Genomic DNA, 17,463 nt, shown 5'->3' on the forward strand with positions numbered 1-17,463 from the left:
ATAACAAGCAGCATTGCAGGAAAATTAAAGCCATTGGAATTGCAAGTAACATTATAGGCTAATTAAAACCTTCGAAATTACAGGAAACATCCTATTTAATTATAATTTAATGAGGTATTTATTTGCAGTTAAGCGAATTCAGCGATAATTATAGTGGGTGTAAAAACATAACTATTTTTCATATAAAAACATACTATTGAAGGTATTTTAATATGTTCTTGAACTTGAAAAGAGCCAAGTTAATAGCATGGGGCATGGCAATCTGCTTTCTGCTTATCCATGTTCTGATGTATTCCGTATTCGAGCAATGCAAAGTTACTCCTATGGTCAGGGTGAATATTTTCAGCATTATCTTTTATCTTGCAATGTTGTTTGTTGTCTACAAAGAGTGGTTCTCAATATATGCAATAGCGATTTATCTTGAAGTTGCCATGCATATGACGCTTGCAGTATTATTCACCGGTTGGGGCAGCGGATTTCAAATTACACTTATTGGAATGAATGTATTGGCTTTTTATGCTGAATATTCTGCCAGAGCACTAAAGATTAAATATGTCAGAGTGATGCCATTTTGCTTAATTGGTTTTATTCTTTATATTGGCAGCTACATTTATCTTCACTTTAATCCTGCTCCCTATGAACTGACAGGAAAGGCTGAGTTCTGGCTTACGATTCTGTGGGGCGTGATAGTTTTTGTGATCAATCTGTTTGTATTGCAGCTTCTTGTATATATCGCTAATTCCTCGGAAGAGAAGTTGGAGTTTCAGCTTTTTCATGACAAACTTACAGGACTTCCAAACAGATATTTTCTGGCTGAAAATTTGAAGGAAGTTGAAAATGGAAAAATAAAAAAGTACTGGATTGCCATCGGAGATATAGACAATTTTAAGAGAATAAATGATACATACGGACACAAATGCGGAGACTATGTGCTTATAACCATAGGAAAGATACTTGGAGAAAAAGCTGTAGTATGCTATCGTTGGGGCGGTGAAGAATTTATTTTTTGCGAAACAGCCGCAAGATCTTTTGAAGAAATAGTAAGCTTTCTCGATGAAGCAAGAAAAGAGATAGAGAATTATCCCTTTGAATTCGAAGGGCAAGAGCTTGGCAGAATCACTATGACTTTTGGGGCAGCATGTTCAGGGAATGCTAAAACTCTCAATGATGTATTCCGGGAGGCTGACGCTAAATTGTACGAGGGTAAGCTAAGTGGAAAAAATAAAGTTGTGGGATGAGATATTTTTGGAAAGGAATAACTACAGATGAGAGTTGTAATAAAAAACGAACAAATAACAGCAGAGATTGACACTCATGGAGCTGAGATAAAAAGCATAAAGCGTGGCGACTGGGAATATATGTGGTGCGGCGATCCCAAATTCTGGGGACGTACTTCGCCTGTTCTTTTCCCTTTTGTAGGAGCTGTGGCTGACGGTAAATATCGCTATGAAGGTAAAGAATATCCTATGGGACAGCACGGCTTTGCAAGAGATATGGAGTTCGAAGTAGTGGAAAAGTCTGATGACAAGGCAATATTCGTACTTGCTTCAAATGAGCAGACAAGAGAAAAATATCCGCTTGATTTTAAACTTACAATTACTTATACCCTTGTTGCAGATACTGTAACAATAGGATGGAAAGTGGAAAATACAGGAAAAAAGGACCTTCCATTTGCGATAGGTGCACATCCTGCTTTTAATTGTAAACTTAGCAGTGAAGGAACACTTAAGGGAAACTCTGTAATACTTAAGACCGATAAAGATGTCCTCACAGTGAGGAAATTCCATGATCCGCTTGCAGCTAATGAGACCTATGAGCTTGAACTTGGCAGAAATAAAGCTATAGAAGTAGATGAGCATACATTTGATAACGGCGCCATCATCCTTGAGAACAGTCAGGTGAGCGGAGCATCAATTGCAGACTCTGATGGTAAAACTTTTGTTGAAGTAAGTTTTGATGCACCGCTTCTTGGAATCTGGTCACCTTCAGGGAAAAATGCACCATTTATCTGTATTGAGCCATGGTACGGAAGAGCCGACGCAGAAGGCTTTAGCGGAGAACTAAAGGACAGAGAGTGGAATCAGACACTGGCTCCATCTTGCAAATTCGACGCAAGCTATGTTGTAAGGTTTATATAATTGAAAAACAGGAACCCTATTTTGCCCCCGCGATATTCGGTGTTTCCTTCTGTGTGGTTGCGCGATTTATGAGGATTGGGGCGATTACTTCGTGGCGGATCGGGAGTTCCTCAGGGATTCTGCGGTGCCTTCCTTTGATCTGAGCAACCAGTATTTCCATGGCGGATTTAGTGATCTGATCAAGCTGCTGACCAACTGTACTGAAAGGAATAATAGCCTGAGCAGAAATTGGAGATCCGTCGTAACCCACTAATCTAAAATCGTCAGGGAAATTCCCATAAGCTCTAAGCAAATGCAAAAGGGATATATTTGCAAAGGTATCATTTGCGCAAAAAATCCCTTTTCGTTTTCCGGGATATCTTTTTGCAATATCGTCAATAATCTTAGGGATGTTTTCGGAATATTCTTCATAGCTAAGTCCCAAATCCTGAATTATAACTTCATTAGGCATGTTCTTTTCATTGCAGACATACTTAAAACCGTTCAATCGGCCATAGGAGTATGAGTGCTTATCCTTGGAATAATAGGCAGAGCGTGTAGCACCATAGGGGGTTGAATCTATGAAAAACAGAATATCGCAGTCGCTCTTATACAGAAGGCTTGCAGCCTGAATTCCACCCATATAGTTGTCATTGTGGACACTGGAGATAAACTCATCTTCACGCTCTATGGCAACAATCGGAATATCGTAGGAAGCGTATTCCTTAGAAGATATAGTATGAGATAGTGTTATTATGCCCTCGACATTATAGGCGCTAAGCTCACGAATATATTTTCTCTCCAGCTCAATATCCGACTGCCCTTCAAAAACCAGAAACTTATAGCCATAAGTACTGTAGGAGGAGAGCAGATGGTGCATTACCTCAGAGTAATAGGGCATATAGAGGTTGGGTATGATAAGACCGATAAATTCTGTATGTCCACTGGGAAGTATTTTGGCAATCTTGTTTTCCTGATACCCAAGAGTTTCAACAGCCTCTCGGATTTTCTCCTGATTCTCCAGAGTAAGGGAGTCCGGATTACTAAAATATCTTGATATTGTTGTCTTTGAAAAATTGCAGTATCTAGCCAGATCTGCATAAGACACTTTCTTTGACTTCATAAATAAAACATCCTATTCAAAAATAATTTAGCAGCACACAGGCTATTATCGTAAACGAAATTAGGAATTGCCTGATATGTCTGCCAATAACCGTACCCACTATTATACACAAAAGTCGCAATTAAAGTAACCGGTTATGATGTGATAAATACTGAATATTTTGAACAAAAAATAAAATGGTTATTCATGAAAAATGATGAAATTTTTTTTAGGGGTTGAAATCTTATATCCGGAAATTTATACTCAAGAAAGTAACCGGTTACTTGACCGATTACGCAAAATTAAGTAACCGGTTACGCAATCGGTAATTCAAGTGCATACAGAGCTGGTAGAACACGTGAAATGACAGCAGAATGTGTGCAAAAAGGGAGGAAAAATGGGAAGAAGGGGAGAGAAAAGTCCTGCAGCTAAGAAAGCAGGCAGAAGCAGGAACCTAAAAAAGGTATTGTCAGCGTGGCAGCTATATGTGCTGCTCTTGCCATCTCTTGTATGGGCAATAGTCTTTGCATATTATCCGATGTACGGACTAATCATTTCATTTAAGGATTACAAAATCCGTCAGGGAATTATGGGAAGCCCCTGGGCTAATCCAATCTTTAAATATTTCCAACAGTTTTTCAGTACAAGCATAGCAGTAACCGCTATTAAAAACACAATCCTGATAAGCCTTGAGAGCATAGTAATTGCTTTCTGGATACCAATTGTATTTGCACTTCTTTTAAACCAGATAAGAAATCTTAGAACAAGAAAGGTTATACAGACAATAAGCTATGCGCCTTACTTCATGTCAAACGTAGTTGTAGTAAGTATTATATCAGTTTTCTTCTCAGCTACAGGTGTAATGAACCACATGATAGGTGCTTCCAATCCGATACTTTTCACATCACTTCCACAGTGGTTCAGAACACTTTACATCGGATCCAATATCTGGCAGACAATGGGATTCAACGCAGTTATTTACATCGCAGCGCTCACATCAATAAGCCCGGACTACTACGAGGCAGCAACGATAGACGGCGCAACAAAATGGCAGCAGATTAAGTACATTGATATTCCGATGATCATGCCAACAGTAATCCTGATGCTGATCCTTCAGATAGGTAACATCATGAACGTAGGATATGAGAAAGCTTTCCTTATGCAGAACGGTTCAAACACTATCGTCAGCGAGCTCATCTCTACTTACGTATACAAAGTCGGACTTCAGACAGCGCAGTACAGCTTTGCTACAGCAGTAGGACTTTTCAATTCAGTTGTTAACTTCATCATACTGATAATTGCTAATCAGATTGCGAAAAAAGTAAGCGATATCAGCATATTCTAGGAGGCAGGTAATGGCAAAAACACAGAATACGTCCAAGGTTAAGCTGGGACGAGCAAATAAAATTTTCATGGGAGTTGTAATCCTTTTGATGATCATTGTTTGTGTGATCATTATCTATCCTATTTATTATGTTTTACTGGCATCGATTACAGACCCTGTAACAGTTAATTCGGGAAAAGTGCTCCTGTATCCGGAGAGTCCTTATTTCGAGGGATATAAAACGACATTCGCATATAAGCCTTTGTGGGTTGCGTATGGTAACACAATTCTCTACACAGTTGTAGGAACTGCAGTAGCACTAATTGCGACAGTTCCCGCAGGATATGCACTTTCAAGAAAAGATCTTCCTGGCAGACGAGGACTGATATTTGTATTTACATTCACCATGTTTTTTGGCGGCGGAATAATACCTCTCTACCTGACAATCAGAAACCTTGGTATCTATAACACCATATGGGCAATGGTTCTTCCTGTTGCGGTATCAGCATACAACCTTATCGTATGCAGATCATTCTTTGAGTCGGGAATACCAGGAGAGCTCCAGGAAGCAGCCAAGGTAGACGGATGCAGCGACTTTAGATTCTTCTTCGAAATTGCTATTCCGATCTCTACAACAATTATTGCAGTAATGGCACTTTTCTATGCAACAGCTATGTGGAACCAGTTCTTTAATGCACTGATGTTCCTGCAGGATGATAACAAGATGCCTCTTCAGGTAGTCCTCAGAAACCTGGTACTTATGAACCAGTCTAACCAGATGGGATCATCAGGAGATGCTCTTGTAACCAAGCAAAAACTGGCTGAGCAGCTTAAATATTGCATAGTCGTAGTTTCCGCAGCACCACTTCTTATGGTTTATCCCTTCATTCAGAAGTACTTTGCAAAGGGTGTAACAATCGGAGCTGTTAAGGGATAAAAAGGTAGAACCAGCAGAAAAAGTAACAATCATAGCTGTTAAATGATGAGTGATAACCCTGACAAAAATAACTTAAGTTTATGTAGAGCAGGGTAAAAAATAAATCACAGTTTTTTATAAGGAGGACATTTATTTATGAAAAAGAAATTGTTGGCATCACTACTTACAATTGCCATGTCTGCATCAGTGATTGCAGGCTGCGGTAATCAGGCAGCGAACCAGGCAACAGATCAGGGAGCTGAGACAACTACTGAATCTGCACCCAGCGAAAATGCTGAGAAGCTTGAAGAAGCAGTTGAAACAGCTACATCTGCGGCAGATGCAGGTCTTACACCTGAGGAGCAGGAGGCTGTTGATGCAGGACTTATCCAGCTTGACGGCACACTTCCCATTATCAAGGATCCTGCAGCATTTGAAGAAAAGTATGGCAAAATCTCAATGCTTCTCGTAAATACAGCAGATCGTCTTGTTGAGCCCGGCGAACTTGAGATGTGCAAAAAGTGGTTCGAGGACACAGGTGTTGAGTTTGACTGGCAGCCTATTCCCGGAGAGGGCGCTCAGGAGAAGATTAACCTGATGCTTGCTTCAGGGCAGGATCTTCCTGATGTATTCTGGAACTTTGGTGATGGTAAATCCGGTAATATAGTTGTTCAGTACGCTGATCAGGATATTTTCGTAGAGACAGAGGGCCTTATCAATGAGTATATGCCCAATGTAAAGGCAATCCTTGATGAGCATCCTACATACTGGATGGAGATCACAGCACCTAACGGTCACACCTACGGCTTCCCTTATATCGAGGAGATGTACGGACTTGTTCTTACACCCGGTCCCCTTCTTATCAACAAGAACTGGCTTGATCAGGTAGGAAAAGAAGTTCCCACAACAGTTGATGAACTTGTAGACTGCCTCAAGGCTTTCAAGGATGCAGGCGACCTTAACGGAAACGGCGAAGCTGATGAAATTCCTATGGCTTCATGGTTTGGTGCAACAGATACATTTGGTTCCTACAATATTTTCTACAGACTTACAGGCTGCTTTGGACAGGCTGATTCATATTGCGGTGGTAATGCATATGCTGACCACATGAGAATAATCGATGATAAGGTTGTATTTACTGCTCAGGATGAAGCATTCAGAAAGACTGCTGAATTTTTCAATGAGCTCTATAACGAAGGTCTTATCTGGGAAGGCTCTTTTGAGGCAGATGAAAGTGCTTCCTACAAGCAGTCAATCATCAAGGAAGACGTTGCACGTATAGGTGTATTCGGAACATGGACAGATCAGGAGATCACAAATCTTGATGTACATGATCAGTATGTAGCAATCCCCAGACTTACAGGTGAAGCAGGTAAGAGCGGATTCCTTAACAACTTCTCACAGCTTCAGGATTCATCTAATACAGCTATTACAACATCATGCAAATTCCCTCATGTAGTAGCAAGATTCGTTGACTACATGGCTGGCGATCCCAAGGTTGCAGTTACTTCAAACTGGGGTGCAATCGGATACAACTACAAGGAAGATGCTGACGGAGTCATCAGAACACCTCTTGATGCTGACGGACACTACATGCCTCAGCAGGATGCTTACCAGACATTCGGTGATGCGAGAGTTAACTCAACACCTTGCCGTGGTTCTATGATCATTCTTGATAAATACTATGATGACTATGAAGGAAGCGATAAGGTCGGTGCAGCAGGTTATGCATTTGATGCAGTACAGCTCCTTGAGAACCAGAGAACAAACGGTAAAGATGAGATTATGGAAGAATACACAGCTGTTCCCCGTGTTCTTATGACAACAGATGAGCTTACAAGACTTGCACAGATCCAGCCTACAGTGTCCGATATTGTGGACAGATATATCAATACATGGATCACAACAGGTGTTACAGATGACAGCTGGAATGCATATCTTGGAGAGCTTGAGAGCGCAGGCGTTAACGATATCGTATCTATTTATCAGACAGCTGTGGACAGAAGCAAGAAGAATTAAGTAACAGTAACAAGGAGATTAGACAAAAATGAGCAGCAGGAAAGAGAATTGCTATCCGATTATGCATTTCGCACCGGATTATGGCTGGTTAAATGACCCTAACGGATTGGTGTATCATGACGGAATATTCGAGTTATATTATCAAAGTAATCCGAACGGAGTGGAATGGGATGACATGACCTGGGGACACGCAAGAAGCACTGACCTCATACACTGGGAAGAACTGGAACCTGTATTATATCCAGATGAAAACGGAATGATGTACTCAGGATGCGGACTTAGAAATGACAGAGGTGAGCTTGGACTTCCAAAGGATGCATTACTTTTTCCCTATACTGCTGCAGGTTTTGACGAAGGTCTTTCCAATCCTTACTTCACCATCAGACTTGCGTACAGCACTGATGGTGGAGCCTCCCTTATAAAACGGGGCGATAAACTTTTGCAGGAGATGGCGCCTGACAATCGTGACCCTAAGGTATTCTGGCATGAAGAGTCCAAGGCTTATGTACTGGTACTCTGGATAGAGAAAAATGATTTTGGAATTTTCAGATCCGAGAATATGCAGAATTTTGAGTTATCGCAGCGCATTACACTTGAAGGCGGTTTCGAGTGCCCTGACTTATTCGAGCTTCCGGTCATAGGCGATGACGGGAACGTCTCTGAAAAGAGATGGGTATTCTGGGCAGCAGACGGAATGTACTTTGTGGGCGATTTTGACGGATATAAATTCACACCTACTCAGGATAAAAAGCAAGCGTATTTTATTACAACACTTCCCTATGCAGCTCAGACCTGGTCGGGGGATCCAAAGGGCAGGGTGATACAGATTCCATGGCTTAGAACCAAATGTGTCTATAATCAGACCACAAGTGCAATGGGAATTCCTAGAGAGCTTACACTCAAAAAGGCAGGTGGAGATTATGTTATCAGACATGGCATACCTGAAGAAATAAGCTCACGTGTGCAGCCGGTATCTGAGCTAACAAAGGGGGAGTCATCTTATATATCAAAGGATAGTGCACTTTTCCTTGAGCTTAATGATCCGTCAGAAAGTGTTATAAAGCTATATGAAAGCGGGAAAAATGAACCCTTCGTAACAATGAGCTATAACAGCAAAACCGGAGTGTTTTCCGTATCAGACGGAGTGGTGTCTGATTTTATGATCATAGGAAGAAACCGAAAGGATAGGGTGACTATTGTCTACGACAGAGGCATAATCGAGCTTACTACCGGTGATGATACAATCCTTCAGATGACGGATCTTCCTCATCTTAGGAGCATAGAGTGCAACAGGATCAGCTTCGAGAGCGGAGAAGGAAACCTTAAAGTGGGTATGATTTACTAAAGATAAATAGAAATTTCATGTTACCGGCTGATGATAGAGAAGCATCAGCCGGTATTTTTGTAATGGCAATGAGTTTGAAGTCCAAATTATGCCACAGCTTATTTGAGATAATGTTTAACATCAAAGGAGAAATTGAATTATTTAGTAGCAGAAAAGAAATGGAGGAGAATTCAAATGACATTACCGCAATTCTTGAAACAGGTTAACGGTGTGCTTGAAAAAATGCCAGAGGAAGAATTACGTTCTTTTATAATTGATGTAGCGCAAAGTCTTCCTGAGGGGAGAAGAGATTCATTTCTTCGGATGATGAAGAATGCGAAGGGATTAAGTCATAAAACTGGCGAAAATCCCGGTGCTAAAACAGTCCATGATGAAGTTGAAAAAATGATTAAAGTTCTTCAGGAGATCGAAGAAGGCGAAAGATGCCTGGATAGCGAGTATAACGAGGAATATGATGACTGGTATGCCAGTGACGAGGACGAAGTTTTATTTATGGATGGAGATAGAATTCTTCCTGATGTTGAGGAAGCTATTTCTTTGTTGCACAAATGTATAGATACAGAGCAATATGAAGATGGATACAACCTTGCAGAACAATTGTCAATTACTGAGGTTTCAGCTACCGGTGATTGGGCTGATTATGAAGGATCTCCGCTGGGAATAAATGAGCTATATGATCATGGACTATTAGATGGTTCGTTTGACAATATGGTAAATGAGTCAATGTTTTTGGCATATATTGGAAATGATATTTCCGAAAGAGCTGAGGCTATGTTTAGATTGTATGAGAATTTAAGACCGTATAGCTTTCAATTGAAAAAGGTTATAGAACTTGGTGGCTATGTCCTGCCTGAATTTGACAAGTTTATTGTGGATTGGAGTAATATTCTTGGCACAAGAAACGGATGGGGTATAAAAGATATGCTGAAAGAAGCCCAATCCATGCTAAAAGATGATAACCAAATTCTGGAGAATGCCAGAAAACATACGGATAATCATCCGGAGTTATATAAAGAAATTCTTGTAAATGGGGTTGATAGTGGCGAAGATAGTAGAATGCTTGATATTGGAGAAGAGGCATTAAAGAAGATTCCAAATAATTATAAAGTCAGAGCAGATGTTGCGCTTTTAACTGCAGAGTATGCATACAAAAATAATCAGAAATCTTTTCAGGAATACTGTTGGTTAGAGGCCTTTAGTTCAGATACTACATTTACAAATTTTTTTCGATTGTTAATGAAACATAGCAATTATTCCGCTTTTGCTAAAACAATCCATAAAGAATGCGAGGATGGATACGAAAAATTCAAGAATAATAGAAATACCACAGTGTATAGATCGGGAATGCCTGAAGAGAACGATATGGGACGAAATGACTATTTGGCGGTCAAATTTTTTGAGGGAGACTTTGAAACTGTAATAAAAAGCGGGATGAGTGAAAAAGCAGCTCTTGGATGGTCTTCAACTTTTATGAAGCAGGGAATAGCACTATTTATGATGTTGCTATATAAAGGTGAAACATTGCCAAGTGGATTAGGAAGCATGCTGAATATGGCTGTTTCCGGAATTGGTTTTGATGCAGAAAAGTACTATAGGGGTTTAGGAGAATATGTAGACGAACCATTAAGCAGTACCGATACATTTTATGAATTGTTTGATGAATGGAAATCCGGAATAAAAGTAAATGAGTCAGATTACAAAAAGTGGATGAGAATGTTGGGTAACCTGATTGAACAGAGAACTGCAGGCATAATGGGAGCCAACAGACGTAATTACTATGGAGAGTGTGCAAGCTTTATAGCAGCATATGGTGAAGTTGCAGAGTCGAGAGGAATTACAAAAAAGGCAACCATTTTGGAAAAATATAGGAATGAATATTCAAGGCGAAGAGCATTCATACAGGCCTTGAGAAATTTTGGATTGAAGAAATGAGAATAGATATGCGACTGGATTGGGATGATATCAACCTTTATGAGCAGGGACATTAGTGATGTTGTATGGACGGCTGGCGCAGACGAAAATACAGCCACAATAGTTCCTAATATAGTTGCAGATGAGTTCGATGTTAAAGAACATTAAGAGAATCAATCCTAATGCTTTCAAGAAGAGTAAGGTTAAGAAGATTAAGATTAAGAGTCTCAAGCTTACAAAGAAGATGGCTAAGTCCTTCAAGAAGATTAAGAAGGGTGGATGGATCAAGGCTACTGGTAAGTATAAGGCTAAGAATAAGGAAATACTTAACGCACTTCCTAACGTAAAGAATGGCAAGACAAAGGTTAAATAACCCATCATAAGAAAACTACATGAGAGTTTCTCATGTAAGATTACTTTTCTTCAATCACTTTTCAGAAGGGAGCGGGCATCATGGCCGCTCCCTTCTCACGTAAAAGTGAGTATAAAATAAATTGTTGAAAAGATATCGTTATTTAGTTAAAAAGTAGTAATGAATTACAATATACAATCATATTTTAATGGAACATTGACAAATCATTTTCATTTGTGTATTATCATACTCGGTCAGAGGACCATATAGGTATCCGGGTGTTCACCCGTTATTTCCACATTTTTTATAGTAGTGTTTTGAAATAGAAAAATTGAGTATTAAAGATTACTTCCTCGTATTTTGATATTCTGTGCCTTTATGTTCATCTGATACAAAAATGAAGGAGGGCACAAATGTGTCAGAAAAGATTGAAACTATAGAAACAAACAACGATACTATCACTTTTGAACAGGCGAAAAAAGCAGTAAAATCAATGACTTTGATCAACAATTTCCTTTTCAATTACGTGATGGAGGATGAGGAAAGAGCCAAAGAGGTTGCGCAGATCATTATAAGCGCTGTAGTTGGCTATGAGATAAGTGTTGACAGCGCAAAACCGCAGAAGGTATTTACCGGAAGTGATAAAGGCAAACATGGAATAAGATTTGATGTATATATCGATCACAGCAGGACCGTAGATGGAGAGGTTTCATCGGTTTATGATATAGAGATGGAGGACCGTGAGGCAGACAGGAAGGAGCTCCCGAAAAGGCATAGGTACTATTCATCAATCGTAGAATCAAAACTCTTAAGTTCAGGAAAATTCTATGAAACACTTCCGGACTATATTTCCATAACGATTTTATCTTATGATCCCTTCCTTGCAGGGGATATGTATTACGAAGCAAAGACCACACTCATAAGCCACAGAGATATAGAATACGATGATGGAAAAAGGTACATATACCTTTATGCCGGCGGTAATTACAATATCCCCAGCGGTAATACACATGGCAATGTTCTGGCCGAAATGGTAAAATATATTGTGACAGGAGAACTGGGAGAAAATCCAGGTGAAGAGACGCATAGACTAAGCGATATAGTAAATAATGTCAAAGATAGATCGGAGGTGACTAAAACCTATATGAAGGAATGGGATAGACAGAGAATTCACGATCGGGAATTGACGGAGAAGGTCACCGCAGAGGTTACAGAGAAGGTTACGGGACAAGTTACGGATTCAATTAATAGTTTGAACTCTATTTTAATTGAAGCCGGAAGGTTTGATGATCTGAAAAAAGCTACAGAAGATAAGGAATATCAGAAAAAACTTATGGAAGAGTTACTCCATAAAGAGAATGCTGAGCAGACAGTGGATATTCAGTAGTAAGGATATAAGTATATGAGAAAGGAGCGGGCAATGTGTCCGCTCCTTTCGCGTGTAAGAGTGAGAATAAACATACAAGATTGATTTGTGCAAAACAGAATTTTATGAAACATTTACATAAGTCATGGTTTTTAATGCTCAAAAGTAGAGACAACATTGTGATTTGGTTGTAATAATATTATTGATTGTAATCTGCTTAGAATCGTAGTCGTTCTGTGATATAATTTTAGCCAAGGCGTGAGTCTCCCTTGGGATGGTTTTTGGTGGTACTTAAATTATACCAAATGCAGAGGCTTCACGCCTTTAAAAATGCCAGTTCTTATTGAATTATCAAGGTTCTAAAGCACTTTTTTATGTGCGAAGTTTAAGTTAAATTAACTATAGGGTGTTAAAATAACAAGATAATACTAAAATAGAGATGGCTTATAAGCTGCAAAATGGAATAAAAGTCTCGCTGTATAGAGAACGAAAAAAGTGATTATGTGGGGATCTGAATTTGGGCGTTATTAATAATTTCAAGAAGAAAGAAAAATACCAAAAGGTATACTGCCTTGCTTTGGCAGTAGTGTATCTTGCTCTGTTCTCAGTAGGAATTCTGATATCTATTAAATCTATTGATCTATCTAAAAATCAGAAGGAAGGCTCCAGACTAATAGGCGCAAGCTATATGACCATGAACAATGAATTTTTCAGGATAATTCATGAGCAGGTCAGAGTTAGAGTTGAGGCCGAGGGTGACAAAATTATATTGCGTGATCCCGGTATGAATGTGAAGAGACAGAAGGAACAGATAAGGGAGATGCTGAAAATGGGCATCGATGCTCTGATCCTCACTCCGGTGGACCCGGACGGCCTTGTGGATGTGCTGATCGAAGCCAGGGCAAAGGGCGTATTTGTGATTGTTGTGGATTCAAATGTAAGTACGGAGAATCTTATCAACTGCACTATTGTTTCGGACAATTATAATGCGGGGTGTCTTGACGGAGAATATATGTTACAGACGCAAAAAAGCGGCAAAATTGTGGTCATGACTCACACCAGTGCAGTATCCGGAAGGCAGCGTGTGGCAGGTTTTCTGAATACAGTTTCAAGGAATCCTGACTATACGGTGGAGTGCCAGATTGATTGCAACGGTCAGTATGAAAAGGCACTTCAGCGGATGAGCGAATACCTTAAGGGAGGACATGATTTTGACACGGTATTTTGCTTAAACGACCCCGCTGCTGAAGGCGTAGTGGCAGCGCTTCAGGAAAAGGGGCTGTCAGGGAGCGTTAACGTATACGCTGTGGATGCTTCCCCTGATGCCAAGGCCCTGATATCTGCCGGAATGATGAAGGCTTCGGTGGTGCAGTTTCCCACGAAAATAGGTGAGAAAGCAGCAGATGTTCTATACGACCTGATTGCAGGTAATGAGATAGAAAAAAGTATCACGGTGCCGGTCGATATCGTGACACAGGATAACATCAGTCAATTTGAAAAAGACAGATGGCAGTAACCATAAAACAAATAGCAACAAGACAAAATGCATTAGAATAATAAATTACAATAAAGCAATATGAAGAACACAGATGGCAATAACACAATAATAGAAAAAGATTACAGACTTCCGGATCTGTTGGTGAATCTCATGATGCACCTTAATTTCTGGATCCTGCTGTTTATAGTATTTATCATGTATCATGCCCTTTGGGGATACGTTCATGAAGGCTCTGCGCTGTCATTTCTCATGAATTCCAGGCATATTCCTGCGCGTCCTTTTGAGTCGATACTTTCATCGGGACTTCTTTATGCATGTCTGCTGTTGCTGCTCACAACGGAGACAGACCCGGGGATACATTTTTTATTAAAACTCATAGCAGAGACAATAATCGTTATTGTGCTATCAAGAATTATGAGCTTTTGCTACATGGGTATGTTCCTCATGATAATCGCCAATCTGATAAGGCGTCCCATTGGCAGATGGAACCGAAACATAACCTTTATGCTGGTTGGAGTATGTTATTTTTTACTGGAGAGCCAGATACTATCCATCTGGATTCCGGTAACAGATTTTTCGGATTACCTGAATTACTACGGAAGCGATTATGCGAAAATATTCCAGGGGATAATAAATGTTGGAAGGCTTTTTAATGTATTTCTGTTCATGTGCTATATGTTCTTCATCGTCAGAATTCAGATGAGTGAAAATGAGCGCATCTTGTCACTGAACGAACAGCTAAGGGATGCAAATGCCAAGCTTGAGGAGTACTCCGAAAAGTCGGCACTTATGGCACAGACTAGTGAGAGAAACCGCCTGGCCAGAGAGATTCACGATACGATAGGGCATTCACTTACAGGAATTGTAACAGGAATAGAAGCTTGCATCATGCTGTTCGACACTAACAGAGAGCTTGTAAAGGAACAGCTAATGGCTATCTCAGAGGTCGCTCACCGAGGGATGGAGGATGTACGCAGATCGGTGAGAGCCTTAAAACCCGATGGCCTTGAAAGCATGCCCCTTGATCTTGCGATTGAGCAGATGATAGATGAAATGCGCAGGTCCACCGGTATTCGTTTTCACTATAACTGCGTTGTGGATTTGAGGGATGCTTTTGGCGAAGATGAAGCGGAAGCGCTCTATAGAACCGTTCAGGAAGGGATCACTAATTCTGTAAGGCACGGAAAACCTCAGGATATCTGGATCATGATAAACAAGATTGATGATGTGATCAACATTATCATAAGGGATAATGGCTGCGGATGTCCGGATCTTAATAAGGGCTTTGGACTTAGCCATATGGAGGAGCGTTTGCAGATGCTCGACGGAAAATTATATTGTGATGGAAATAACGGATTTTTGCTTCGCGCAGAGATACCGATTCGCTGGGGAACGGAGGTAAACTGGAACCATGATCAAAATACTGATAGCTGATGATCAGGAGCTGATGCGTCAGAGTCTTAAAATGATACTGGGAGGAGTTGAAGATTTTGAGGTAACCGGTGCTGTATCAAACGGAACGGACGTCATAAGGAGCATCAGAGAAAATAAGCCCGATGTGATCCTGATGGACGTGCGCATGCCCAAGATGGATGGGGTTGTGTGCACCAAGATAATCAAGGAAAACGAACCTGATATCAAAATAATAATACTTACAACTTTTGACGATGATGAATATGTCTTCAATGCGATTAAAAACGGAGCCAGCGGATATCTGTTAAAGGGCGTTTCCTTTGAGGAGCTCATTGAAGCAATCAGAAAAGTCCACAGCGGCATGGCTATTATGAATGATGACATCACCAATAAAGTACTAAAGCTCTTTTCGGAGATGGCTAAATCAAAGGACTCAGTTGAGGTTGACGAGCAGAGTATAAATGAGATAAAGGAAAACGAATGGGCTATCATCGAAGGCATTGTTGAAGGCCTGTCAAATAAGGAGATTGCAACGAAGCTCAATTTCTCCGAAGGAACAATAAGGAATAACCTCAGCAATATTTTAAATAAGCTGGGGCTTAAGAACAGAACTCAGCTTGCAATCTGGGCTGTGCAGTCAGATGCAATGAGCAGGATGAACAATAAAAACAACGAACGGAATTAAAAGATGACAGAGCGTGATAATAAAAAAATTAAATATTGGCTCTCCCTTTTTATTCTGATAATTGTTATCTTCCTTACAACGGACTGGTGGAGATCAATTCCTTTTCATCAAAAAAATGTTTTGACGGTGGGTGTTTTTTCGGACAGCTACTGGAACCAGCAAAACGGAAATCAGCACAAATTCATAGACAGCGTGATTGAAAAATATGAGGAACAAAATCCCAATATAAAGGTTGTTTATGAAAAGGGAATCTTGAAGGATGACTATTCTGAGTGGCTGGCAGAGCAGATAATACAGGGGACTGCACCGGATGTTTTTATTGTTATTCCCGAAGATTTCAATATGCTTCGCGACATAGGGGCACTTAAAAATCTGGATAGCATGATACAAAAAGACGAAGACTTTGATGCCGGAGCTTTTTATGAGGCTGCATATTCAGCCGGAGAAGCTGATGGCGTAAGGTATTCACTTCCAGTGGAATGTGCACCGGACCTGATGTTTGTAAATCGTACAATTCTGCAAAATGAAGGAATAGAGCTGCCTTCCTCAAAGTGGACCTGGGATGATTTCTACGACATATGTAAAAAGGTCACTAAGGACACAGACGGCAACGGAACTATCGATCAGGTAGGCGTAGCTGATTATTCCTGGGAGGAGGCATTTGCCTCAAACAACGTGACTTTATTCAACAAGGAGGGAACGGAGAGCAACTTTACTGATGAGAAAGTGTACAATGCACTTATGTTCCTTGACCAGTTGGATGTTCTGTACTCAGGAAGCGGAAGTGCCGACATATCTTTTGAGCACGGTAATGTCGCCTTTTGGCCCATGAATTTTTCAAGCTACAGAACATATTTGAACAATCCCGTTCATGCAAGCCGATATGCGGATTTTGACTGGGATTATCTTACAATGCCGGCAGGGCCTGATGGTGATAATGCATCTATTCTTGATCTGATATCAGTTGCCATGTATTCGGAAACTCCAATGCAGAATGAAGCCTGGGAATTTATGAAGCTGCTCACCTGTGATGAAGATATTCAGGCAGGGATCTTTGAGTTCTCTGAAGGAATATCCGTATGCAGGGATGTGACGGAGGCTGAACTTGTAAAGGAAAATGAGATGCTCCCCGGAATGGATGAGAGTCCCAATATAGAGACCTTGGAATATACCATGCAGAATGCTATTTTTACCCACAGATTTTCAGGGTTTAATGAAGCTGTAAATGCGGTGGATACGGGAGTTAGTGAGATACTTAAAAGTGATGCAAATATCCGCATGGAGCAGGTTATCCAGGCTAGAAGCATCAACAATTTTCTCAAAACCATTCATAACTAAAAACGGCAAATGTGATTTTGCAAGTGACATTTGTCATTAAAAAATATGATATTTGTTTACAAATAGTAATGACGTTT

General features: G+C 40.3%; 15 protein-coding genes. 14 read left to right on the plus strand and 1 reads right to left on the minus strand.

What is annotated here, in order from left to right; genetic code table 11:
• Positions 1–224: 224 nt before the first annotated feature.
• Together G601_RS24575 and G601_RS0100875 are read left to right on the plus strand one after the other, a co-directional pair.
• Positions 225–1,238: a GGDEF domain-containing protein gene (locus G601_RS24575; protein ID WP_207638001.1), complete on the plus strand. Its 1,014-nt coding sequence runs from the start codon at positions 225–227 to the stop codon at positions 1,236–1,238.
• A gap of 27 nt (positions 1,239–1,265) precedes the next feature.
• Positions 1,266–2,138, plus strand: a complete 873-nt coding sequence (locus G601_RS0100875; protein ID WP_026664170.1) for an aldose 1-epimerase family protein — start codon at positions 1,266–1,268, stop codon at positions 2,136–2,138.
• 16 nt (positions 2,139–2,154) lie between these two features.
• Here G601_RS0100875 and G601_RS0100880 read toward each other — a convergent pair whose 3' ends face one another.
• Positions 2,155–3,240, minus strand: coding sequence for a LacI family DNA-binding transcriptional regulator (locus G601_RS0100880; protein WP_026664171.1), 1,086 nt, complete (start codon positions 3,238–3,240; stop codon positions 2,155–2,157).
• 376 nt (positions 3,241–3,616) lie between these two features.
• Between G601_RS0100880 and G601_RS0100885 the strand changes: the two genes are divergently transcribed.
• From G601_RS0100885 to G601_RS0100945, 12 genes are all read left to right on the plus strand, one after another.
• Complete coding sequence (locus tag G601_RS0100885) at positions 3,617–4,564, plus strand: ABC transporter permease (RefSeq protein ID WP_026664172.1); 948 nt, start codon at positions 3,617–3,619, stop codon at positions 4,562–4,564.
• A 10-nt stretch (positions 4,565–4,574) separates the two neighbouring features.
• A complete protein-coding gene (locus G601_RS0100890) occupies positions 4,575–5,480 on the plus strand; it encodes a carbohydrate ABC transporter permease (RefSeq protein ID WP_035786851.1) in 906 nt (301 codons plus the stop codon).
• Between the two features lie 135 nt (positions 5,481–5,615).
• Positions 5,616–7,478 (plus strand): extracellular solute-binding protein, encoded by a 1,863-nt coding sequence (locus G601_RS0100895; RefSeq protein WP_026492840.1) that lies wholly within the window; start codon positions 5,616–5,618, stop codon positions 7,476–7,478.
• Between the two features lie 28 nt (positions 7,479–7,506).
• A complete protein-coding gene (locus G601_RS21410) occupies positions 7,507–8,823 on the plus strand; it encodes a glycoside hydrolase family 32 protein (RefSeq protein ID WP_051205441.1) in 1,317 nt (438 codons plus the stop codon).
• A 17-nt stretch (positions 8,824–8,840) separates the two neighbouring features.
• The gene (locus G601_RS0100905) at positions 8,841–9,029 is read left to right on the plus strand and encodes a hypothetical protein (protein WP_026664173.1); all 189 of its coding nucleotides are present in this window, start codon (positions 8,841–8,843) and stop codon (positions 9,027–9,029) included.
• The gene (locus G601_RS0100910; RefSeq protein ID WP_026664174.1) at positions 8,998–10,755 is read left to right on the plus strand and encodes a hypothetical protein; all 1,758 of its coding nucleotides are present in this window, start codon (positions 8,998–9,000) and stop codon (positions 10,753–10,755) included. Before G601_RS0100905 ends, G601_RS0100910 begins: the two co-directional genes overlap by 32 nt.
• 121 nt (positions 10,756–10,876) lie before the next feature.
• Entirely contained in the window at positions 10,877–11,107 is a 231-nt protein-coding gene (locus G601_RS0100920; protein WP_196812582.1) for a hypothetical protein, read from the plus strand.
• 394 nt (positions 11,108–11,501) lie between these two features.
• Positions 11,502–12,473: a hypothetical protein gene (locus G601_RS0100925; protein ID WP_026664175.1), complete on the plus strand. Its 972-nt coding sequence runs from the start codon at positions 11,502–11,504 to the stop codon at positions 12,471–12,473.
• 496 nt (positions 12,474–12,969) lie between these two features.
• Complete coding sequence (locus G601_RS0100930) at positions 12,970–13,968, plus strand: substrate-binding domain-containing protein (protein ID WP_051205443.1); 999 nt, start codon at positions 12,970–12,972, stop codon at positions 13,966–13,968.
• Positions 13,969–14,028: 60 nt separating this feature from the next.
• Positions 14,029–15,384: a sensor histidine kinase gene (locus G601_RS21415; RefSeq protein WP_051205445.1), complete on the plus strand. Its 1,356-nt coding sequence runs from the start codon at positions 14,029–14,031 to the stop codon at positions 15,382–15,384.
• Positions 15,362–16,048 carry a response regulator transcription factor gene (locus G601_RS0100940; protein WP_026664177.1) on the plus strand — a complete coding sequence of 229 codons (687 nt, stop codon included), beginning with the start codon at positions 15,362–15,364 and terminating at the stop codon, positions 16,046–16,048. Before G601_RS21415 ends, G601_RS0100940 begins: the two co-directional genes overlap by 23 nt.
• Positions 16,049–16,051: 3 nt before the next feature.
• Positions 16,052–17,386, plus strand: coding sequence for an ABC transporter substrate-binding protein (locus G601_RS0100945; RefSeq protein ID WP_026664178.1), 1,335 nt, complete (start codon positions 16,052–16,054; stop codon positions 17,384–17,386).
• The last annotated feature ends 77 nt before the right edge of the window (positions 17,387–17,463 follow it).

Source organism: Butyrivibrio sp. FC2001, assembly GCF_000424125.1.
GTDB lineage: Bacteria > Bacillota > Clostridia > Lachnospirales > Lachnospiraceae > Butyrivibrio.